The organism is Hyphomicrobium sp. DMF-1 (assembly GCF_027886585.1).
Lineage (GTDB): Bacteria > Pseudomonadota > Alphaproteobacteria > Rhizobiales > Hyphomicrobiaceae > Hyphomicrobium_C > Hyphomicrobium_C zavarzinii.
The window spans coordinates 3,262,004-3,282,541 of the sequence record NZ_CP115706.1 but is presented as its reverse complement, the minus strand read 5'-3'; the positions used below and the strand labels follow the sequence as shown (position 1 = coordinate 3,282,541).

Genomic DNA, 20,538 nt, shown 5'->3' with positions numbered 1-20,538 from the left:
GACGTGGATGGTGGGTTATGGCCTGATCGAACTGGCGTTTGTCTTCGGTGTCGTGCTGGCGGTGGCTGTGTGGGAGCTTTATGCGGTGCGCAAGAGCCTTGGTCGCCAACGCAAAGACAAGGACGAGGGCGATGACGGGCGGCGGCAGCCATGACCGCATTTTCGCCACTTGCGTTCATCGAACTGGCCGTCGTTGCCGCGTTCGCCGTCGCCTGGGCCATCCTCGAGCTGGTCTGCAGGCGGCTCGACCGGCAACGCAGTGCGAGACCTGAAGTCAAGGAAGATCAAAACGCAGCCCCGAGAAGAGACGCCGACATCGAGAATTGACGTGCGCTGCGGGCATTGACGGGCCCCCTAAAAGGGGAAAGTCTGAGGTCAACCGGCGGGGTGCAGATTGGGGATCGGAGATCGGACATGATACTATCGACGAACGCCAACCTTTGGGCCATCGCTGGGATGGTTTACGCTCTCGCTGGAGCATGCCTGCTCTGCAATTCGTTGTTTCTTACACCCGCTCCCGAGAGAGCCGGCGCACCGGGAGATGCCTTCGCCAGACGCAAGCTCTACGAGCAGTGGCTCGATTCCCGCGTAGGTGGCGCGCTTGTCGTTGTCGGGTTCTTTCTGCAGGCGACCGGTTCACTCGGCTCCAATTCTCTGAACGTTCCAGCCGCGTTCGTCCTTCTTGGCCTCGCACTCGGCGCTGTCTACTACGCGATGATGAAGGGCTTGTTGGTTGAAAACCTTTTGGAGAAGGCGGAGCCGCAACGGACGGAGCGCCCGCTGGCGCTCGTGTATCGTGCTGAATGCCCGGAGCCGGCACCTGCCGTTTCGGCGGATCCGGTCTTCGAGCAGAAAGCACCGTCGTCAGCCAGCACGTCAGAGCACAAGCACGGCTGAGCCCTTGGCACAGCGCGTTGACGTCACAAATGTGCACGACTGGGGCGCAAAGCCTAGCCCGCCCTCGCGGAGTGCCCATGGGCGCGTGATTGATGCGCTTGTCAAAGCCCGCTGCGAACATGTCCTTCTTGACGAAGGAGTTTCTGGCGCCCGGGGGAAGCCGCCCTGCCCTGGACCGAGCTTTGGGTCAACTTCGGCCAGGTGACGTGCTGGTGCCTTGGAGGCTAGATCGCTTGGGGCGCAGTCTGTCCCATTTGATCCATGTCGTAGCGGCACCCCCCGTTCATCCCCGCGTGTGCGGGGAACACATGTCTCGTCTCCCGCTCTCCAGGTCGTACTGCGGTTCATCCGCGCGTGTGCGGGGAACACTCGACCTGAAGCTGAGCCCGAGCCTTCGCCCACGGTTCATCCCCGCGTGTGCGGGGAACACAAGCCGGATGAGCGGCGCCGCCAGGTGGCAGACGGTTCATCCCCGCGTGTGCGGGGAACACATCACCATCGTGTCCCACACGTCACCCAGCGGCGGTTCATCCCCGCGTGTGCGGGGAACACTAAGGGCACTCCCGCACCATTCCCGTTGATGCCCGGTTCATCCCCGCGTGTGCGGGGAACACCGCAGTACGGAGGGGCTGCGGAGGGGCACGAACGGTTCATCCCCGCGTGTGCGGGGAACACCGGATTGACGATCTTCATATAGGGCATGTGGTCGGTTCATCCCCGCGTGTGCGGGGAACACTGCTCATGAAGCTGCGCGGCGAGCTGGTAATTCGGTTCATCCCCGCGTGTGCGGGGAACACAACGCAGCTTCGTGCCGAACGATGTCCTCCGGCGGTTCATCCCCGCGTGTGCGGGGAACACAGCATCGAGCCCGCCCCTCCGCATCGTGGGCACGGTTCATCCCCGCGTGTGCGGGGAACACGTCGGTGAGATCCAAGGGAGCGGCCGCTGAGCCGGTTCATCCCCGCGTGTGCGGGGAACACACTTGCCCATGAACCACGGGCTCGAGCTCTCGCGGTTCATCCCCGCGTGTGCGGGGAACACGTGCAACCCTGATCGGCACGCCGCACAGCGTGCGGTTCATCCCCGCGTGTGCGGGGAACACCTTGCTCAGCGGTGCGCCCGCCACCGTGCCGACGGTTCATCCCCGCGTGTGCGGGGAACACGACGCCAAGCGGTCTACCGAGACGATTTCGGGCGGTTCATCCCCGCGTGTGCGGGGAACACATGGGTCGAGGCATCAATCTGCTGTCTGCGCGCGGTTCATCCCCGCGTGTGCGGGGAACACTCTAACCTCGGCATTCTTCTCCGCGCGCACATCGGTTCATCCCCGCGTGTGCGGGGAACACAAGGCACTCCCCTTCCGTAACATCTAGACCAGCGGTTCATCCCCGCGTGTGCGGGGAACACTAGCGCTTTGCGGCCTCGATCAGGTCAACCGCCGGTTCATCCCCGCGTGTGCGGGGAACACATGGCTTTCAGAATGGAGACTGTACCCAGGGGCGGTTCATCCCCGCGTGTGCGGGGAACACGCGCCGGCCGGAAGGGGCATGGTGCGCCGGATCGGTTCATCCCCGCGTGTGCGGGGAACACTTTGTCGCGATCGATCAGCTCGCGCCTCAGAACGGTTCATCCCCGCGTGTGCGGGGAACACAGGTGTGGGGGATGCGACCTGGCTGTGTCGAACGGTTCATCCCCGCGTGTGCGGGGAACACCCGCGCTCGCGCAGCGCTGCGAGAAGCGTGGTCGGTTCATCCCCGCGTGTGCGGGGAACACTGAAATCCAGAGCGCCGCCGTCGTCACGCAGTCGGTTCATCCCCGCGTGTGCGGGGAACACGACGTCGCCCCGCGAGAGCCGTGGTCCGGACATGGTTCATCCCCGCGTGTGCGGGGAACACCACGCCTCCCGCGATGCGCAGGAGGTGGCGGACGGTTCATCCCCGCGTGTGCGGGGAACACAAATCGCCACGAAACTCTGCCTCGAAGCCAGACGGTTCATCCCCGCGTGTGCGGGGAACACGGAGGTGAAGGGTGCAGCGGGGGAACTACACCCGGTTCATCCCCGCGTGTGCGGGGAACACAATTTGAACACGCGTGTTATCACCTAAAGCAGCGGTTCATCCCCGCGTGTGCGGGGAACACCGGTGACCATCACGCAAGCGAGCGTTGCACGCCGGTTCATCCCCGCGTGTGCGGGGAACACGTGAACCCTATAGACGACATCTGGGACCAGGACGGTTCATCCCCGCGTGTGCGGGGAACACTTCCGGTAGTCGGCCATAAATCGGGCGTGGAACGGTTCATCCCCGCGTGTGCGGGGAACACTCTTGTTGGCAACGCATTGATCTAACGATCAAATTAAAATGTCAAAGAGCGCACCGACGTTCTTGTTTTGTCTTTATGGTGTCAGGGAGCTAGCACTTGGCAGCGTCGATGTCAGGAGACTGGCGGGGGAGGTTTAAAGCGCACCAGCGTCAAACCGTCGAAATCGGCGGCCTCTCGCCTGTTTTCGCCAATGCACTCGAACGCGAAGCCGCTGTCGGTGGGAGCGCTCCACGCCATCACGGCATTTCCGCTCTCGATCATGATCTTCGTTTCTTCCCAAATCCGTTCGCGCACGCGCCGTCCGTAGACGCCCACATATACGCCCGCCCGCACCTCGGCGAGCCAGAGTGACAGGCGTCCGCGTAGGCGCGGCGGCGCATTCTCAACCACGATGACCATCATCCCCCGAGACCTCCTCGCGTGGAATTGCCGGCGCTGATGCCTCCGGTGCGTCTTCGGGCGGGGCGAGGCCGCCAGCGTTCAGCATCTCCTCAATAGAGGGGATGATCTTGTCGAGTAGTCCGGTCCGGCGAAAAAGGTCGCGGCATCCGATCCGAACCTGCCGCTCCGGTGAGCTGCCATCGCCCTTGCCTTTGTTGATCTTTGCTGCCGTCTCAAATGCAGCAGGTACGACGGTGTCGAACTTGAACACATCCGCGACATCGTAAACGAAGCTCTGGGCTTTCCCCCGATGCAGAAACCCGATTGCCGGTGCGTAACCGGCGGCCAGAATTGCGGCTTCACTCAGGCCGTACAAGCAGGCGGTCGCCGAGGACAGGCACCTGTTCGGGATGTCTGCCGCATCCCATGATTTCCGATCGTAGTTTCGAGACGACCACTCGACGCCGTACTTGCGCGCCATAAGCTTGTAGAGCTCGCGAACTCGCGCTCCCTCGATGCCACGCAACTGTTCGACAGAGCGGCGGCTTGGCGCCTCTTCGTCGAAACGGCGACGATACATCTCGCGCACGACTTTTAAACGAGCATCCTCATCGAGCGCGAGCCTCGCCTGATAGAGAAGCTTATCGGCACGCGCGCCGCCTGGTTGGCCGGAAGCATATAGGCGAACTCCGGCCTCTCCCACCCAAACCAGCAAGCAGCCTGCGCGCGCCGCCAACACGACCGCGGCATGGCTTACGCGCGTCCCCGGCTCCAGCATGATACACGCCAAGCCCCCGACGGGGATCTGCGTGCGAACGCCGATTTTATCGACGAGGACAAATGCGCCATCGAGAACATCGAGTTCTCCGTATTCCAGAAATATGATGCCGGCGCGATCCTTGATTGGGATCGGACGTAGAGGAACGTAGGCCGGATCCGAGGCCGCCATTCTAGGCGCGCCTGATGAGCATCAGCCCGTTACCGAATGCTTTGGCAGCTCCAAATCCCGGAGCAATCTCACGTCCTGCTTCGTCGTGTCCGCCAAGGAACGCCTTACGCAGAAACCTTTCCGGATCGACGACTTCGATCTCCCCTTTGAGATCGAGCACCGAATAGCTTGCGGGACGGCGCCTATCCCTGCGCCGCTCCACGGGGACCTGCGCGTACCCGTCGACCACGAGGTGGCTTCCGTCCCCCTCCACCAGCCTAAAGCCGGCCTTTTCGCCCTGCGTCGAAAGCCAAGCCGCTCCTGCCTCTCGCGCAATGCGCTCGCGCTCGAGCTTTCGATCGGCCCGAGGGATGCTCCACAGCGCATGCATGACGATGTCGACGCGTTTACCGCGCGCCTTTTCGGATTTGATGTAACCGGCTTCTGGGCTTTTGGTCGTCACGACCGGATTTGCGCGCAACACGAATTTGAGGCGATCCCCTGGGGACAGAGCCGGAGAGAACTCCTTTGTCTCGATCTCGAAAAGCCGATGCGGATCCGCAGGCTTCCGGCGCGACAAGATCATGAACCGGCCCGCCCCTTCGTCGCGCCAAAGAAAATCTCGAATAGACTCCGCGTCGCTCTGAAACAGAAGCCAGAGAATACGGTGGGCATGGCCCGGACGAGCTTTCCTGTCGTCCGGAATAAGCAACGGGGCCACGGCAGAAAGCGCTTCGCCCCGTCCTGCGCAAAGACGGACCCGGGAGAGAAAAGCCGATGATCCCGTCACCTTGTGCCTCCGTCGGTAGGATCGTTACGCAACAGCAATTCGGAACGCAGACCGAAACGCCACTTGTCTCGGCTTTCGGGATTATCCCGCCGCTCCACAACCTGCACCACGCGTGCCGCGTGCTCTGCCGCCGGTACTGCGTCGGCGTCAGCGAACAGCGGGCTCGATGCTGCCCGCGCGGTCCGAAGATCCTGCAACCCGTCCAGGATGGATCTCACTTTGGGATCCATCCCATCGTCGAACAATGAGAAAGCCGCTTCGACACGATCCGCCTCGACGAGACGGGGCGCCATCGGCAGCATGAGGGCGTGGGCCTTGCGGCCGGCATAGGGCGTGAACTTCGGTGACGCGAGGCTCTTCTGAATTTCCTCCAGCGAGATCGAGGTGCCTTCCGACGCACACCACAGACAGATCGTGTAGCGGCCGCCGACACGAAACTCACGTTGGGACAGGATGGTCTTGCGGTCGGGACGTGCAAGCTCGTCGGCACGCGTCCGGATCGGTCCGTGGCGCTTCGTCCAATCCTTGTTGATCTTGCTATCCCGCGGCGACTCCGCGGTGTGATAGTCGGACGCGACAGTCCCTGGGTCATCGATACGCACGGCGAAGCCCAACCCAAGCGCGAGCGCTTGCTGGTCGGTTTCGTTGCTGCGCTCGATACCGAGGCACGCCGCGACCAGGCCCGTGATTTGCGATTTGCTCGGACGATCCCAGGTCGGACGTCTTTCGCCGACCGCTACCGTGCCGAACGACGCCAATGGAGCGGAGTGGGTGAAAAGGAGATATCGGGTCACGGATTTTATCCCCCCGATGCGAATGCGATGACCTCCGCGAGCGAACCCTTACGCTGCGGAAGGCTCATCGCAGTGTCGCTGTCGTAGCACGCGCCGTAGGCGTCGTTCATCGAGGCGGCGAGGTCTTCGATCCTGTCGATCGATTGCGCGAGCAGATCGTCGCTCTTCGGTGGATTGAAGAAGGCGGCAGCGAGACTGCGCGGCTGCTGGTTTCCTTTTTCGGCACGCAGATAGCTCGCGCGTGACCGGCTCGCGAAGCTCGCCTGCTTTCCGGTTGGAGAAGCTGTGGCAAGTCCCTCGACGAACGCGGCGATGGCCGTCGAGGCGAGCCCCTTATCGCCGCCGAGGTTGGCTTCGAGCAGGTCGCGATCGATGCAGGCATAGAGATAAAAAACGCCGGACCCGAAGCCCAGTTCGCCGATGAAGCCCGCGCCCGCGTCCTCGGCCGGCCTCTTGAGATCATCGACTGCGGTGTAGAAGTCATCCTCGATCTCGACACGATGCGTGGTGATCGCATGCGCCACCTGCACCGCAGCCTCGCGGTTGAAATCTGGGGCCGAGGCGATCATGCGGCCGAACATGGCGATATCGGCGGCGGTATCGGTCTTGCGAAGGATGGTGTCGATCAGATCATCCGGCTTTTCCGGGATCGGCTCTCCGGCGGCGAACTTGTCGGCAAGAGCGAGCGCAGCTTTGCGTTCTTCGGGGGAGATGAAGGCGAGCTGCTCGATGTAGGCCGGGTTCTTGTCCTTTTTGTCCTTCAGTTTTCCAAAGATGGCGGCAGCGCCTCGAGCGGCCTCCAAGGCTAAGTCCGCCGCCACGTTCTTGCTGACGAGATAATCGCGTATTTCTTCGCCGAGCCGCTGAGTGCGCTCACCCCTGTGATGCTTCAGATGTTCCTTGAATGCCTCGCTTGTCCGGATTGCGCGTTTGAGCGCCTGGGACGAGATACGCAGCCGCGTCACGCCGCCAAACTTCGCCGTTTTCGGCCGCCCCGTATCGTCGCGGTTGAGATTGGAGGGAGCGTAAATGGTCAGCGCATGAAGCTGTATGAAACGGGCCATGGATCAGTCCTCGTCGGTATCGTTCGATGCGGAAGGAGTGGCGTTCGGCGCGGCGATGCCTGCGCCGTGATAATCGAAGGCGAAGATCGTGCGGGTTCTGTCGCCGGCCTCCTCGTCGTTCCAGGCGAGAAGAAGACGTGCGAGGTCCTTGATGTCTGCCGTTCGATCGAGCAGAAGCACGGCGCGCCGGAATGCGGTCAGCGTCTCGTCGTGCGTGCGCGCAGCTTGGAGACGTACGAAACGCACGGGCGACAGCAGGGCGGTCGACCCTGTCCCTGCTCGCGGCGTGCCGAGAAGGGTTGCGAACCCCGATCCGTTCGTTTTTTTGGGCTCGTCCCGAACATGTGCAAGCACCGCCGCCAGCACGGCCACCCGTGGCAGCATGTCAATTTTCCGGAGCCTATCCGCGTCGGGAAACATGCGATCCAGAAGATCAGCGACCGCAGGCTCCGCGGCCGCCTCCAATGCCGTTGCGCAGCGCTTGAGACGGGCGACCGTGGCGCGATCGCCGGGAATATTGCCGCGCTCAGTCACTCGTGGCTGCAGAGACCTCCACCACGAGATCGCAGCCCCCGCCTCGTCATCGAAGGGCCTCGTGCTCATTTCCCCTTCCCCCCATTCTTGCCTTTTGTCTCGGGCACTGTCTGGTGCAACTGGTGGAAAAGCGCCTTGCCGGCCGCGCCATACCCCTTGAGCATTAAGACCAGCAGCTTGCGCCCGTCGATCACATCCCTGATGCGATCGCTTTCCGCATCGTCGAGAGGAACGGTCTCGTCGAAAATGCCGAGCGCATGCCGTGTGAGCGTTCTCAGCCAGCGGCCTCCGGCTGCCGATTGAACGTCGAGGAGGTGATCGCTCAGCTCGTCCGCCTTCGCTTCGATTCCGTCCGCCGCTGCACGCAGGTGCTGAAAGAACTCCGGCTCGGTTTCTGTCCAGAAGCGAGCCCTCACCGGCCCCAAAGTCGCACTGTCCCGATCCGCCTTGCCTTTCGGTCCGTAGAGCGCGACGCGCACAGCGGTGACGAGCTGGCTTGACACGCCATCGGCCGCCTGAACCCAGGCCCTGGTCAAATCCTTGATTGCATCGTCCGCTTTATCTGTACGGGCGACGAGAAGCGGCAGCATCGCCTCGCCGAAATCGAGCGGCTTCATATTGTCCATCGCATAGCCGGCGACGAGCAGCCGGGAACGCCGCCCCGCGTTGGGCTCGTCCTCCGCGATCTCTCGCGCGCGCCGGCGGAACGTTTCGATGCACGCAGCCGGAACCGTTCTATGGTTCGCGACCACCATGCCCAGCCAGTCGCGATAGCCGACGTGCGAGGACTGCAGGTGAAGCGGGAGATATTCGGTATCTGTGGGCTTCGGCTTGTAATAGGGCGAGAGCGGATGGCCGCGACTCCAGGAGACGTAGTTGGTGCCCCACGGCCGCGTGATGTATCCGGTCACGACTGTGTCGTCGACTTGTCCGGTGAGATCGCAGGCGCGTCCGTTCGTGTTGGGCTCGAAGACCAGCCGGATGCGACGCGGCATGCCGAAAAAACACTGCGCCGGGTCAACATCCTCCGGAGCCGTGCTGACACCGCCGTTCTTGAGATCGGAGGTACGTGTATTTCCGAGCCACGGAAAGACGCGCGACAGCGTGCGGCCGTCCTCGGTCTTCATATCGTCCGGCACATTGGCCCATAGGCGCTGCCAGAGCGTCGGCTCCCGGTCATTGGCGGTACCTGGAACGGCAAGGGTCGAGAGTGGTCCCCCGCCGCGGAGAGACGTCCGGTGGCCGGCCCCACCGGCCGGAGCACTCGTTTGCAGCGTCAGAAGGGCGATGGCGGCGCCTGTCCGGGAGAGCACGCTGATGCGTCCCGGTTTGACGAAATGCTCCGCAGGCGCATCCATGAAAAGCGCTTCGACAGGGGTCGTTGCGCCTTCCAGCGTCTCGCTGTCCTGAAAGAAGCGGCAGCCGTCGCCGTCGAGCCTGAGCGCGGGCTCGAAGCGCAGCAATGCCGCCTCCAGCTCCGCCTTCGAAGGCGGTTTTAGATAGAGATCCGCCCACTCTCGTTCGCCCGAAGGCCCGACGCTGGCGGCAAGCAGGCCGATCAGCACCTCGGTGAGGCTGACATCGCAATCCGGCCGCCCGGTTGCGATGCGCAGGATCGCCTTACCCTCATAGGGCTCGGAAATTTCGCACGGCCGCACGAACGCCCGCTGCCCATCTTCGAGGGCGACAGGAATCCATCTCTGCCGCGCGAGCGAGAAGTGCTCAGGCATGATGAAACCTCAAGTTGTTCCCAGTTGAGGACCGAACTGCGGAAGACGCAACGCATCGCAGCGCGTTCTCCACAGAAGGAGCGACTTGTTCACTGGCGTCGATCAGGAAAAGCACGAATGAAACGAACAAAGAGGTTCAGTACACGTGATCGTGATGGAGTGTGGTTCATCCCCGCGTGTGCGGGGAACACCAGCCGTGCCCGCGAGCACCGCACCCATTGCGCGGTTCATCCCCGCGTGTGCGGGGAACAACTGAATGTCCGTGATAGCAGTGTGTATAGCACATTACGGGCGTTCGTAATCTCTTCGCGTGCATGGCGGCACCACGCTTACCCGGCGACGCGCCCCGTCGCCGTGTAAGCGCACACACGGCGGCCCTCGGCAATGGCGAGCTCGGCGAGACCAACTTGACCGCGCTCGAGCGCAGCCCTAAGTTTTTCAGTAGAGAGATCCTTTGCGAGCGCGGAACCTCGACGCATAAGGGCGAGAATTTCAGAAGCGGCCTCCGGGTCTCTCCCCCTCACCGCATCGTCGTCATGTTTCGGTTCATCCCCGCGTGTGCGGGGAACACGAGAGGGTGAGGCTCACCTTCAGCGGGAGATGCGGTTCATCCCCGCGTGTGCGGGGAACACGGCCTCCGCCTGCCCGATCTGGGTCAGGCGGTCGGTTCATCCCCGCGTGTGCGGGGAACACGACATTCTCGAAGCCGCATACGCCACTCCGGACGGTTCATCCCCGCGTGTGCGGGGAACACGTGGTATCGATCAACACTTCTGTTTCGGAAACCGGTTCATCCCCGCGTGTGCGGGGAACACGCACTGACCGCGATCGAGAACCGGCGCGACGACGGTTCATCCCCGCGTGTGCGGGGAACACTTCGCATTCCCGGAGAACACCAGCCTTGGCGTCGGTTCATCCCCGCGTGTGCGGGGAACACCAGCCGTGCCCGCGAGCACCGCACCCATTGCGCGGTTCATCCCCGCGTGTGCGGGGAACACTGCGCGGCGTTGTCGGCCCGCTTGACGAGAGCCGGTTCATCCCCGCGTGTGCGGGGAACACTCGGCGCCGTCCGTGTCCATCAGGCGAATTGCCGGTTCATCCCCGCGTGTGCGGGGAACACCACATGGTCACGCCGGAAGAGCTACAGGCGTTCGGTTCATCCCCGCGTGTGCGGGGAACACCTGTTCGCGATCTGCGCCGGCGGGCTGCTCAACGGTTCATCCCCGCGTGTGCGGGGAACACGCTAGGTTATCGACGATCGCGGCAATGGGAACCGGTTCATCCCCGCGTGTGCGGGGAACACTACCGGCCCTGCTTTATGCGAAAGGGTTCAAGCGGTTCATCCCCGCGTGTGCGGGGACACCTCTCAGAAGAAAAATATCTGAGAGCCGTCTTCGGTTCATCCCCGCGTGTGCGGGGAACACCGGCCCTGCAGGAGGCCGGCGCATGACCCGGCCGGTTCATCCCCGCGTGTGCGGGGAACACGCAGCCCGTTGCTCGGGTTTTAACTGGCTGATCGGTTCATCCCCGCGTGTGCGGGGAACAACTGAATGTCCGTGATAGCAGTGTGTATAGCACATTACGGGCGTTCGTAATCTCTTCGCGTGCATGGCGGCACCACGCTTACCCGGCGACGCGCCCCGTCGCCGTGTAAGCGCACACACGGCGGCCCTCGGCAATGGCGAGCTCGGCGAGACCAACTTGACCGCGCTCGAGCGCAGCCCTAAGTTTTTCAGTAGAGAGATCCTTTGCGAGCGCGGAACCTCGACGCATAAGGGCGAGAATTTCAGAAGCGGCCTCCGGGTCTCTCCCCCTCACCGCATCGTCGTCATGTTTCGGTTCATCCCCGCGTGTGCGGGGAACACGAGAGGGTGAGGCTCACCTTCAGCGGGAGATGCGGTTCATCCCCGCGTGTGCGGGGAACACGTCGCATCTTGAATCTGGGAGAGAATGCGTACCGGTTCATCCCCGCGTGTGCGGGGAACACATGACCCTCAAGAAGCCGAATTCAGGCGCTGCCGGTTCATCCCCGCGTGTGCGGGGAACACCAACTGCGGCTCACGCCTGGATTTGCAACGGCCGGTTCATCCCCGCGTGTGCGGGGAACACGAGGGCAGGCCGGCTTCAGGGGGGTTGGCGTACGGTTCATCCCCGCGTGTGCGGGGAACACTCTTGTTGATAACGCTTTGATCTGGCAATCAAAATACAAATGTCAAAGAGCGCACCGGCGTTCCGGGTTTGTCCCACCCCCCAGATGATGCTTCACTGTGCGCCCGCGTCAATCAGCAGGCCAATACGCCGTCGCGCTTTTCAACCGAAAGTCGATATCCAGTCGGCACCTGCGGAAACGCTTATGAAAACCGCAAACCGGCATAGGGATCGTATCGCACGCTCCTGTGCTCATTGCCCTTGTCGATCTTGCCGCTCCAGCACTCATTCTCAGGTTCGAGTACGAGTAAGGGAGTCTTGTCGCGCTCCCACTCCGGCCAGTGTGCCTTGGCGGCTGCGATGACATCCGTGTGCACACCGGATGGCACACCATCGGCCAGCGCTTTCCGCACACTGATCTCCGAAAGCGCCCATGAGCGCGCTGGGTCGTCATCATCCGCTCTGCACCAAGGAACGAGGCGGCCGTTCTCGATCTTGCCCAATCGGAACACCGTGACGGGCTCGCCGAGCCGGGTTGGCGTGATCGTGTCGCTCGTCCAGAGTAGCGGTTCGCCCGCATAGCCTTTTTCGACTTTCAGTACATTTGAGCGCGCGGTCCCGGTCGCAGCGTGGCTGCGCCCGATCGCATCTTGCGATTTGGCAAGGAGGGGCGCAGGAATATCTTCGAGCTCCTCGGGAGCATAGACGCGTTCGATCAGATCGCGTACGCCGTTCGGCGTCGCAATACATCCCGTCTCGAAGAGTACCTTGGCACTACGCCACACTATCCCATGATGATCATAGACCGTGGCGGCGCGAGGCAAGAGTGCGTGATACCAGTCCTTGTCCTGCACAGTCGCAGGATCCGGTGAAAGGACGACGAGCTCAGGCGAGACGACCGGGCGGGTTCCGCGCGCGTGTCGCCACAATCGCCCGGCGCGCTGGATCAGAAGATCAATCGGAGCGAGATCCGTGATCATGACGTCCACGTCGTAGTCCAGGCTCTGCTCGAGGATCTGCGTTCCGACTACGACGAACCCGCGCCGGGCAGTGTCCTCTCCCTGGCGGCCGAGGGTCGTTGCAACGCGCGCCTCGATAGCCAGGCGGTCGCCCATGGCAAAGCGTGCGTGCAGAACGCACGGCGTGATCCCTTGCGCTTTTAGCAGATCAGCTGCATCGAGCGCATCGTCGACGGAGTTGCGGATCCAGGCGACCGCGGCCCCCTTGGCCGCCATGGCGACGACGTAGTCTAGGGCTTCGGCAGTGCTCGCGATGCGCCGCACAGGAAGTGCGCGCGTGCGATCTGCCCGGGACGGCAGCGGCTGGGCTGATACGCCCTCCTCGGAAGCAACGGTCAGAAGAGGATAGGCCCCACCCGCCGTATCGATCTTCACGCGCTGGCCTCGACCTTTTGCGAAAGCCGAAATGAGCCCCGCCCGCTGTTTCGCTGGCAGAGTCGCCGACAGAATGATCGCCGAGCCGCCGAGCGCCGAATGAAATTCCAGCAACGCCTCGATCTCGCGGTTCAAATAAGGGTCATAGGCATGTGCTTCGTCGATGATGAGCACACGGTCGGCCAGCCCCCACAGCCTGAGGGCCTGATAGCGCGAGGGCAGCACACCCAACACTGCCTGGTCGATCGTGCCGACGCCAATATGAGCGAGAAATGCCTTGCGCCTGTCGTCACCGATCCAGGCTGCGCACACGGCTTGCGCGCTTTCCTCATAGCTGCGATCCGGATCATCCTTCGCGTCCTCGTCCTCCAGGATCGAGCACGAGAAACCTTGATGCAGCTTGCGCTTGCCATGAGCCAAGACGAGCGAAGGGCATGTGCCATCCGCAAAAAGCTTGCCATAGGTTTGATATAGACGATCGTACATGGCATTCGCCGTTGCCATGGTCGGCAAGGCAAAGAAGAGCCCGTCCGCCCGCCTTTCGGAGATGAGGCGAGCAGCCATCAGAACTGCCGCCTCTGTTTTTCCGCTGCCCGTCACGTCCTCTACGATGGCGAGAACAGGTCCTTCCGAAAACGGATGGTCCCACGCCGCTTGCTGCAGGGGACTAAGAGCATCGGCCACATGCGCCGGTAGAAATCTCCCGGGCGAGACCACCTCGTGAGGAGAAACAGGAAGAATGCCAGCTCGCAAGATGGCTCTCTGTGCAGCGATGCGCGCGTGCGCCCAGTAGTCCGCCAACGAGAGAGCGGGCGGCACGTAAGGAAACCACACGCGATTGGAGCCGATCCAATCCGAGATCACGGTGAGGCCAGCGACCAGCCAGGAGAGCATTGCGATGCTCCGAACCGGCGGGCGCGGCAGCGCGATGTCGGCCGCAAACAAGGTGGCGATCTCCCGGCAGAACGCGGCCGCTGCCTGCTCACAGCGCGCGGGAAGTTCCCCACAAATTTTGCTCGGATCTTCATATTGAGGAGAACCGTGATGGCCGCTGACCGCATGCCACAAATGGTCAAAGTCAGACGCGCTCCAGTAGCGGAATGCTGGACCGAACACAGACCTGAGACCGAGAATATCTCGGATCTCGGAGGCGAGCGCGTCATGCCGACCCGTACCGCGTGGGCGCCGATAGTCTCCGAGAGCGTCACGCGGCCATGCGCTCTCGCACTTCGCCTGAAACGTCTCGGCAAACTTGCCAATATCGTGAAGCGAGATCAGCGCGACCAGGATGTTGCGCGCCTGATCGGGCGTTGCCTCCATGAGGCGCGCGATGGCCCTCAGCTTGCGCGGATTTGACGTCAACAGCGCATCGGCGACCGCAGCGACATCGAGGCAATGATACGGCAAGGGGTGCCAGCCCGGTTGGCCGTCCCGCGCTCCGCCAGCCTTCCCCCAGAAGCTGAGATACGCCTCCGCCATTCGCGCTTAATCTCTCAAGACAATAATGATTCGCGAGCGAGCGCCCTGCGGTGCCTTAGTCTTCACCGCGCTTCATTCGCAAGCTGGCGTTGGTCAAGCCAGCGTCGGTGTATACGGATGATCATGCTCCGATGTCTAAAGTGGGATGGATCAATAATCATGCCATAGCTAGCCGTGTTTAACCCTTCTCGACTTTGACGCTTTACCTCACTTCGACCGCAGCCGATTACGATGCAGACGTTGTATCACCGCTTGGCGTGTGAACAGCACAAATAGTGTTTGAACCGATAACGTCGAATGTAGGCCGGTAACTCATAAGAGAACTTCTCGCCGCCCTCGGGACTGACGTGACGGGCGAGCGGAATGCGTCGCGATTGTCAATCTTCGTCGCCCGGCTTCGCGGAGGAGCCTTCCAGCACTTGCACCGAGCCGGCCCGGAGCGCCAGCGCCTGGCTAGGACATAGCCCTGGATAAGATCGACACCCGTGTCCCGTAGCGTCTCGAGTTCCCGGCGGGTCTCAACCCCTTCACAGATCGGAATGATGCCAAGGTCAGCCAGCATCTGCAGGGTCAACCGCACAATGACTTGCTTTCTGGAATCGGAGTCGATGCCGCGAATGATCTCCATATCGAGTTTGACGATGTCACGGGCGTCATCATCCCCAGCATGGAGCACGGAGAGAATCTGGCCAAGGGTATGTTCACCGGACGCAAGCGACCTGAATGAGCAATGCCCCGGATTTCCAGTGCCTGCCTCCCACATATGCCAATCGTCGCCGGCACGCGCCTAACACCGTCACATCATGCAGCAGCCTGCACCCAGCAGCAGGTCGGCCTTCTTCTTTTGCTCATCGCTCAACACCTTGTAGAGCGCCTCGGTAGCCGGGGAGAGGGCCTTCAGAGTCTCGACCATGCTCTCCATCGCTCGAATGTGCGCCTGCAAACGCTCGACGGCACTGCCTGACTGCATGGTCTGCATCATCGCTGCGTATGTGCTCTGCATAGTGGAAGCACGGGCTTTGACGGCGTTCACGTACCCGTTCCAGGCTTCTGTCTGGGCCTCGGAGATGCCGAGCTCGGCTTTGAGATACGCAAGCCGCCCCTCCATCATTGGGCCGTTTCCCATCATCATGCCGGGGCCCATCATCTCCTGCATTCCGGGCCCCATCATGCCCCGCATGCCCCAGCCCATCATTCCTGGTCCCATGCCTCGACCCATCATGCCGGGTCCCATCATGGGCGCCGAGTGGCCACCTTGGTCCTGCGCAAACGCCACCGAACCCGCTGCCGTAGCCAGGACAGCTGCTGCCGCGATCGTCCGTCGAATTGAGTTGGTCATTTTGCGTTCCTCCTATGCGTCCCGGAGCGGAGGTCACTCGGATGAGCACCTGATGACAGATGCCACACTCATTTAGTAATTCTGCATCTGCATCCCTCGCCGGCCGGATTCAATTTGCGAAATCGCTGCGCTATCAAGCCGCGACCCCGAAGACCGCCCCGATCCCTGCCGTCAGAGCCATGGCAAGCGCGCCCCAGAAGGTCACGCGAAGGGTGGCTTTGAGTACATTTGCTCCACCCGCCTGGGCACCGATCGCGCCGAGAATCGCCAGGAACAGGAGCGATGCCACGGAGACACCCGTCACAAGCATCGCGGCCGGCAGGAGCAGCGCCATAAGAAGCGGAAGGGCCGCACCTACGGCAAAGGTCGCAGCTGAGGTCAGCGCCGCCTGGATCGGGCGAGCTGTCGTCACTTCCGATATTCCCAGCTCGTCGCGGGCATGTGCCCCGAGCGCGTCCTTCGCCATGAGCTGGTCCGCCACTTGATGCGCCAGATCGGGCGACACTCCCCGGCCGATGTAGATCTGCGCCAATTCCTCGCGCTCGAACTCAGGCTGGGTTGCGAGTTCGGCTCGCTCGCGGGCAAGATCCGCCTGCTCGGTGTCCGATTGCGAGCTGACCGAGACGTACTCACCGGCAGCCATCGACATCGCCCCGGCGACAAGCCCCGCAAGCCCTGCGATCAATACCTCCGCCCGTCCTGACCCAGCCGACGCCACACCAACGATCAGACTGGCAGTCGAGACGATACCGTCGTTGGCGCCGAGAACTGCTGCCCGTAGCCAGCCGATGCGGGAGACGAGATGGGACTCGGGATGGATATGCAGGCGCGACATATCTTCGTTCCAGGACGGGTCATTCCTAATTTACCGCCGACGCTCCCGCATTCATAGCTGGATCGATAGAACTCAACGAAGGCCTCCCGACAGCGATGTCGCCCACCAGCTGCCGAACCAGACCAACGGGTCATAAGCGGAAATCTCGCGTGCCGTCCGCAGTCCGTGCGGACTGCGTTTGGCAGGCAGCCGCTCCTGACGCTCAGATGATGATGTGTCTTCTCGGAGTGAATTATCTTGCTATTCGGATGTAAATAGCATCAATAGCATTATCGGTTTTGGCCAGACAATCGGGCCGTCTGCCCACGCTGTTGGGCGTACGCTTAGAACATCTCAAAAAATCGTTTACCGGATGTGCCACGCTTTTGAGCGTGAGCATTGGCTTTTGCTTGGCAAAATGAGGAACTAAAATGCAAAATGGTACCGTGAAATTCTACAATACCCAAAAGGGCTTCGGTTTCATTCAGCCGGACGATGGCAGCAAGGACGTCTTCGTCCACGCCACCGCGCTTGAGCGCGCAGGACTGCATGGTTTGAACGAAGGCCAAAAGGTCTCGTTCGACACGCAGGAAGATCGCCGGTCGGGCAAGACCGCCGTTGCCAACATCGCAGCTGCATAAGCTGCGTGTTCGGGCCGGTTTGATGTGAACTCTTGGCCGTCCCTTGCGGGACGGCCATTCTCCCGGTGTGCGACAGCCTTATCAAGGCGGGCCAGGAAGCAAGTGACATTCTGGTAAAATCGCATCTGACGCATCGAACGCCTTCGTTCCCAACCAACTCAACGAGGCCGCCGACCAGGTGCTCTCAACTATTGCCTCTGACTTCGGAAGCCAAGGCGCTCAGTACTGATGTAAGCTGACGCGGAAGTATGCCCGATCTTGGCCTGCAAGCGGACGCGGGTCTGTAGAGCCGTCTCGGCACGACCATGGATGCTGGCGATTTCGCCTAATGGGACGAACCTGCTCCATGGGTTTGGTTAGCCACGGGCCAGAAACTGACGTCTCCTCAATTTGAATCAATTCATCCACATCGTGAAAATTAAATGTCAGCAAGCGCGCGCTAGACTGGCCCCTACGTATGGAGGCCGCAATGATCACGAGTGTAAGTTCCCCGACTTTCACACGCACCCGCGAGATCGCGAGTTCGGACAGGTCCGCCGCGTCTGAAGTCGCGGTATCGAATATCGACATTTCGCGCCTGACGGACACGGATCTCGATAAGGAGATTTTGAACCGCTACATCAAGGCGGTCGATGACGCGCTCTCCGAGCTCACTCTGTCCGCGTCAGTCGTCGGCGCCACGAAGGCGCGGATTGAGGGCAACAACGCCTTCGTAAAAAATCTCATCGACTCCAACACCCGCGGCATCGGCCAGCTCGTCGACGCAGACCTGAGCGAGGAGGCTGCCAAAATGAAGGCCCTGCAAACGCAGGAGCAGCTAGCGATTCAAACGCTTGAAATTTCGAATAGCGGCTCTCAAAACCTGCTGCAGATACTCGGGTAGAGGCTCACCTCAAAACCCGATCTCGCCAGCAGCCGTCAACGCCCCGAACGCGCCATCCCGGCGATGCGGTCTCCCATTTTACAGGAATGAGTGACAGCAACAGGACGCCACCGGTCTATCTCAGCACTGCTGAACTGGCCGAGTTGTTGAAGATGTCGACCCGCGGGCTGGAAAAGATGCGGTGTACCGGGCGTGGGCCTAGGTATGTCCGTCTTGGAGAGGGCGGCAAGGCAAAGGTTCTCTATGATTTGGCCGATGTGAAGGTCTGGCTTGAAAAGCACAAACGGTGATGGCGAGAGCAGGATGTTGCCGACGGAGCGCTGGAGCTGCTCTTGGCAATTCGTTCTGCCCAAGTTGGGTTAGCAGCATCATTCGGCCCAGGAGTTCGCTGAGCTGGGGCTTGAGGGATGGCGCTTCGATGTAATCGCAGCCGAAGCTGCGGGCGGTGTCCTGCGCCTTCTGAAGCCGGTTTCGGGATTGACCAACATTGCCCATCGCGGCATCGCGCCAGGACAGGAGCAGCTCGGCATCGATAATATCGACGGCGTGTTGGGCTCTGATCCCGCGCGGGTCATCGGAGATACGGATGTTGGTCGATAGCATCACCACACCGGCGTGCTTCGAGGCGTTGAAATTCCTTCGGCACGCGGCGGACGAGGCACCAGTATCCGTTGACGTTGCGGGGCCGAGCCGGTTCGCGTTTCCTAGACATGGGGCATCCGTTGAAAATGGACCGGCCTCCCATCAATCACACGGGATTTGGCTAGTCATTGTGTGTGTAGGAACCCCTCGTAGCTACGACATACGCCGCTGCCGGAAGGAGTGCGCTTAACAATTTCAACGATGTAGGATTGGACGCTATGGCGGAGGGAGTGGGATTCGAACCCACGGTGGGCTTGCACCCACGCCGGTTTTCAAGACCGGTGCCTTAAACCACTCGACCATCCCTCCGCAGGGTCCGTCTCGGCGCGCGCCGAAGCCAGGGCTGTTCTGGCCGCGAACGTCCGAAGCTGTCGAAGCCTCCCGCCGAATGGCGAGCTGCGAAGCTTCGGCCCAGTTTCAAAACGAGCTGGCACATCTGCCGGCGCGCCGGTCGCCGAGCGGCGTGGGACCCTATACACACTCCGGCCTTGGCCCTCAAGGACAGGTTAACGCGGCATGAAGGCCCCCGGCCGCCCCACTTAACGGGATGGCAATCGCTTTCTGCGATGCTGCGAGGGCTTATCGGTGAAGACCGCGCAAACAGCGGCACCCGGAAGCGGCTAGGCAGGAGGGCTCGCGTTCGGAGCCCGTGGGGTGGCGTCATGTTGAGTGTGTACAGCCAAGGTGCGTCCGCGCCTCGGTTTTTGAAACCGATTTCTCGAGAGATCCCCGCGCGCAAACTAGGTCCGGCGCCGTTCGTCGCCCTGGCCGCTGCGCTGGTTGCGAGCGCCCTGGGCGGCTGCTCCAGCACGCAGAGCGCGGTGTCGAGCGCCTTCTCACCGCTCGCCTCGTCGTCCAAGCAGCCCATGTTCCCCGAATCCAAATGGGGCGTCTCCGCCAGCCGTCGTGTCGCAGGCGAGAACGAGCGCATTCCCAAGGGTGGCGGCCGCTACAAGGTGGGTGAGCCCTATCAGGTTGGCGGACGCTGGTACAATCCGCGCGAGCAGCCCGACTACGATCGCATCGGCGTGGCCTCGTGGTACGGCAGTGACTTCCACGGCCGCCATACGGCCAACGGCGAAGTCTTCGACATGAATGCGCTGACGGCCGCCCATCCGACGCTGCCGATGCCGAGCTACGTCTACGTGACAAACCTCGCCAACGACCGCACCATTCTGGTGCGCGTCAACGATCGCGGCCCTTACGTGGGCGAGCGCATGATCGACCTTTCCAGAGCCTCGGCGCGTGAGCTGGGCCTCATGTCCGGCGGCACCGGGCGGGTTCGCGTCCGCTACGCCGGACCGGCCCCCCTCGACGGTAACGATGCCCGCGAGCGCCAGTATCTCGCCAGCCGCTCGGGGAATGGCGGAACCGACATCGCCGCCTACGAGCGGGATCAGTCCGCGCGGGAGTGGGAGCAGTACCGACGCAAGGCATTCGGACCGCAGGGCGTGGCACAGGAAGCCCAGCCGCCCGTGGGGGTGCCGCCGGTTGCCTACGCCGACGGCGCGTTCAACCGGAACGCGGCAAACCCAAGCTATGCACCCCGCAGCTACGCGGCGGCCGAGCCACAGCAGGATAGCGGCTGGTCGCCTTCGTCCTATCGCGCGGGGCTGGTCGCCCGCTAAGTCTCACGGGCAACGGCGGCGAGTTCTGGGTACCTCAAGAAAAAGACTGAAGGAACAGGCGTTTGCAAGGGCGCCTGTGCCATCTTCCGCACGTCCCATCCCTGTCCTATATCCACGGGCGGAATCTGGA

At 62.2% G+C, this 20,538-nt stretch carries 18 protein-coding genes, 1 tRNA gene, 1 pseudogene and 3 CRISPR repeat arrays; of the genes and pseudogenes, 8 read left to right on the top strand and 12 right to left on the bottom strand.

Annotation, left to right across the window (positions count from 1 at the left end):
- The first annotated feature begins 7 nt into the window (after positions 1-7).
- From PE058_RS15110 to PE058_RS22080, 4 genes and pseudogenes are all read left to right on the top strand, one after another.
- A complete protein-coding gene (locus PE058_RS15110) occupies positions 8-154 on the top strand; it encodes a hypothetical protein (RefSeq protein WP_020086100.1) in 147 nt (48 codons plus the stop codon).
- Entirely contained in the window at positions 151-327 is a 177-nt protein-coding gene (locus PE058_RS15105) for a hypothetical protein (protein ID WP_271028783.1), read from the top strand. Before PE058_RS15110 ends, PE058_RS15105 begins: the two co-directional genes overlap by 4 nt.
- Positions 328-414: 87 nt before the next feature.
- A complete protein-coding gene (locus PE058_RS15100) occupies positions 415-897 on the top strand; it encodes a hypothetical protein (protein WP_271028782.1) in 483 nt (160 codons plus the stop codon).
- A gap of 92 nt (positions 898-989) precedes the next feature.
- A pseudogene (locus PE058_RS22080) lies at positions 990-1,154 on the top strand (recombinase family protein); the annotation flags it as partial.
- Positions 1,155-1,176: 22 nt separating this feature from the next.
- Positions 1,177-3,219: direct repeats of the CRISPR family, unit length 29 nt; unit sequence CGGTTCATCCCCGCGTGTGCGGGGAACAC.
- Positions 3,220-3,330: 111 nt separating this feature from the next.
- Here PE058_RS22080 and cas2e read toward each other — a convergent pair.
- The 11 genes from cas2e to PE058_RS15045 all read right to left on the bottom strand — a co-directional run bounded on the left by cas2e (position 3,331) and on the right by PE058_RS15045 (position 16,635).
- Positions 3,331-3,621: a type I-E CRISPR-associated endoribonuclease Cas2e gene (gene cas2e, locus PE058_RS15095; protein WP_271028781.1), complete on the bottom strand. Its 291-nt coding sequence runs from the start codon at positions 3,619-3,621 to the stop codon at positions 3,331-3,333.
- The gene (cas1e, locus tag PE058_RS15090) at positions 3,602-4,549 is read right to left on the bottom strand and encodes a type I-E CRISPR-associated endonuclease Cas1e (RefSeq protein WP_271028780.1); all 948 of its coding nucleotides are present in this window, start codon (positions 4,547-4,549) and stop codon (positions 3,602-3,604) included. The genes cas2e and cas1e overlap by 20 nt, the downstream gene beginning before the upstream one ends.
- Position 4,550: 1 nt before the next feature.
- Positions 4,551-5,249 (bottom strand): type I-E CRISPR-associated protein Cas6/Cse3/CasE, encoded by a 699-nt coding sequence (gene cas6e, locus PE058_RS15085; RefSeq protein WP_442908662.1) that lies wholly within the window; start codon positions 5,247-5,249, stop codon positions 4,551-4,553.
- Between the two features lie 65 nt (positions 5,250-5,314).
- Positions 5,315-6,112: a type I-E CRISPR-associated protein Cas5/CasD gene (gene cas5e, locus PE058_RS15080; RefSeq protein WP_271028778.1), complete on the bottom strand. Its 798-nt coding sequence runs from the start codon at positions 6,110-6,112 to the stop codon at positions 5,315-5,317.
- A 5-nt stretch (positions 6,113-6,117) separates the two neighbouring features.
- Positions 6,118-7,176, bottom strand: a complete 1,059-nt coding sequence (gene cas7e / locus PE058_RS15075) for a type I-E CRISPR-associated protein Cas7/Cse4/CasC (RefSeq protein WP_271028777.1) — start codon at positions 7,174-7,176, stop codon at positions 6,118-6,120.
- Positions 7,177-7,179: 3 nt separating this feature from the next.
- Positions 7,180-7,779 carry a type I-E CRISPR-associated protein Cse2/CasB gene (gene casB / locus PE058_RS15070; RefSeq protein ID WP_271028776.1) on the bottom strand — a complete coding sequence of 200 codons (600 nt, stop codon included), beginning with the start codon at positions 7,777-7,779 and terminating at the stop codon, positions 7,180-7,182.
- A complete protein-coding gene (gene casA / locus PE058_RS15065; RefSeq protein WP_271028775.1) occupies positions 7,776-9,440 on the bottom strand; it encodes a type I-E CRISPR-associated protein Cse1/CasA in 1,665 nt (554 codons plus the stop codon). The genes casB and casA overlap by 4 nt, the downstream gene beginning before the upstream one ends.
- 541 nt (positions 9,441-9,981) lie before the next feature.
- A CRISPR array of direct repeats spans positions 9,982-10,986; the repeat unit is 29 nt; unit sequence CGGTTCATCCCCGCGTGTGCGGGGAACAC.
- 289 nt (positions 10,987-11,275) lie between these two features.
- Positions 11,276-11,610: a CRISPR direct-repeat array (repeat unit 29 nt; unit sequence CGGTTCATCCCCGCGTGTGCGGGGAACAC).
- A 181-nt stretch (positions 11,611-11,791) separates the two neighbouring features.
- Positions 11,792-14,461, bottom strand: a complete 2,670-nt coding sequence (gene cas3 / locus PE058_RS15060) for a CRISPR-associated helicase Cas3' (RefSeq protein WP_271028774.1) — start codon at positions 14,459-14,461, stop codon at positions 11,792-11,794.
- 226 nt (positions 14,462-14,687) lie between these two features.
- Positions 14,688-15,224: an EAL domain-containing protein gene (locus tag PE058_RS15055; protein ID WP_271028773.1), complete on the bottom strand. Its 537-nt coding sequence runs from the start codon at positions 15,222-15,224 to the stop codon at positions 14,688-14,690.
- A gap of 33 nt (positions 15,225-15,257) precedes the next feature.
- Positions 15,258-15,800, bottom strand: a complete 543-nt coding sequence (locus PE058_RS15050) for a Spy/CpxP family protein refolding chaperone (protein ID WP_271028772.1) — start codon at positions 15,798-15,800, stop codon at positions 15,258-15,260.
- A 133-nt stretch (positions 15,801-15,933) separates the two neighbouring features.
- Positions 15,934-16,635: a VIT1/CCC1 transporter family protein gene (locus PE058_RS15045; protein ID WP_020086105.1), complete on the bottom strand. Its 702-nt coding sequence runs from the start codon at positions 16,633-16,635 to the stop codon at positions 15,934-15,936.
- A 410-nt stretch (positions 16,636-17,045) separates the two neighbouring features.
- On the opposite strand from PE058_RS15045, the gene PE058_RS15040 reads away from it, so the two are divergent.
- The 3 genes from PE058_RS15040 (at position 17,046) to PE058_RS15030 (ending at position 18,428) form a co-directional block, all read left to right on the top strand.
- On the top strand, positions 17,046-17,255 hold the full coding sequence (locus tag PE058_RS15040) for a cold-shock protein (RefSeq protein ID WP_020086106.1): 210 nt from the start codon (positions 17,046-17,048) through the stop codon (positions 17,253-17,255).
- 469 nt (positions 17,256-17,724) lie between these two features.
- Positions 17,725-18,138: a flagellin gene (locus tag PE058_RS15035; RefSeq protein WP_020086107.1), complete on the top strand. Its 414-nt coding sequence runs from the start codon at positions 17,725-17,727 to the stop codon at positions 18,136-18,138.
- 86 nt (positions 18,139-18,224) lie between these two features.
- Positions 18,225-18,428, top strand: coding sequence for a helix-turn-helix transcriptional regulator (locus PE058_RS15030; protein WP_020086108.1), 204 nt, complete (start codon positions 18,225-18,227; stop codon positions 18,426-18,428).
- A gap of 571 nt (positions 18,429-18,999) precedes the next feature.
- On the opposite strand, the gene PE058_RS15025 is transcribed toward PE058_RS15030, so the two are convergent.
- Positions 19,000-19,089, bottom strand: a tRNA-Ser gene (locus PE058_RS15025).
- Between the two features lie 395 nt (positions 19,090-19,484).
- Here PE058_RS15025 and PE058_RS22015 point away from each other — a divergent pair.
- Positions 19,485-20,408 (top strand): septal ring lytic transglycosylase RlpA family protein, encoded by a 924-nt coding sequence (locus tag PE058_RS22015; RefSeq protein WP_333780399.1) that lies wholly within the window; start codon positions 19,485-19,487, stop codon positions 20,406-20,408.
- Positions 20,409-20,538 lie beyond the last annotated feature (130 nt).

What these genes read in the sequence shown, in the direction of transcription:
- PE058_RS15110 (WP_020086100.1), top strand. Translation starts at nt 8, where the DNA reads ATGGTGGGTTATGGCCTGATCGAACTGGCGTTTGTCTTCGGTGTCGTG.
- PE058_RS15105 (WP_271028783.1), top strand. Translation starts at nt 151, where the DNA reads ATGACCGCATTTTCGCCACTTGCGTTCATCGAACTGGCCGTCGTTGCC.
- PE058_RS15100 (WP_271028782.1), top strand. Translation starts at nt 415, where the DNA reads ATGATACTATCGACGAACGCCAACCTTTGGGCCATCGCTGGGATGGTT.
- cas2e (WP_271028781.1), bottom strand. Translation starts at nt 3,621, where the DNA reads ATGATGGTCATCGTGGTTGAGAATGCGCCGCCGCGCCTACGCGGACGC.
- cas1e (WP_271028780.1), bottom strand. Translation starts at nt 4,549, where the DNA reads ATGGCGGCCTCGGATCCGGCCTACGTTCCTCTACGTCCGATCCCAATC.
- cas7e (WP_271028777.1), bottom strand. Translation starts at nt 7,176, where the DNA reads ATGGCCCGTTTCATACAGCTTCATGCGCTGACCATTTACGCTCCCTCC.
- casB (WP_271028776.1), bottom strand. Translation starts at nt 7,779, where the DNA reads ATGAGCACGAGGCCCTTCGATGACGAGGCGGGGGCTGCGATCTCGTGG.
- casA (WP_271028775.1), bottom strand. Translation starts at nt 9,440, where the DNA reads ATGCCTGAGCACTTCTCGCTCGCGCGGCAGAGATGGATTCCTGTCGCC.
- cas3 (WP_271028774.1), bottom strand. Translation starts at nt 14,461, where the DNA reads ATGGCGGAGGCGTATCTCAGCTTCTGGGGGAAGGCTGGCGGAGCGCGG.
- PE058_RS15055 (WP_271028773.1), bottom strand. Translation starts at nt 15,224, where the DNA reads ATGTGGGAGGCAGGCACTGGAAATCCGGGGCATTGCTCATTCAGGTCG.
- PE058_RS15050 (WP_271028772.1), bottom strand. Translation starts at nt 15,800, where the DNA reads ATGACCAACTCAATTCGACGGACGATCGCGGCAGCAGCTGTCCTGGCT.
- PE058_RS15045 (WP_020086105.1), bottom strand. Translation starts at nt 16,635, where the DNA reads ATGTCGCGCCTGCATATCCATCCCGAGTCCCATCTCGTCTCCCGCATC.
- PE058_RS15040 (WP_020086106.1), top strand. Translation starts at nt 17,046, where the DNA reads ATGCAAAATGGTACCGTGAAATTCTACAATACCCAAAAGGGCTTCGGT.
- PE058_RS15035 (WP_020086107.1), top strand. Translation starts at nt 17,725, where the DNA reads ATGATCACGAGTGTAAGTTCCCCGACTTTCACACGCACCCGCGAGATC.
- PE058_RS15030 (WP_020086108.1), top strand. Translation starts at nt 18,225, where the DNA reads ATGAGTGACAGCAACAGGACGCCACCGGTCTATCTCAGCACTGCTGAA.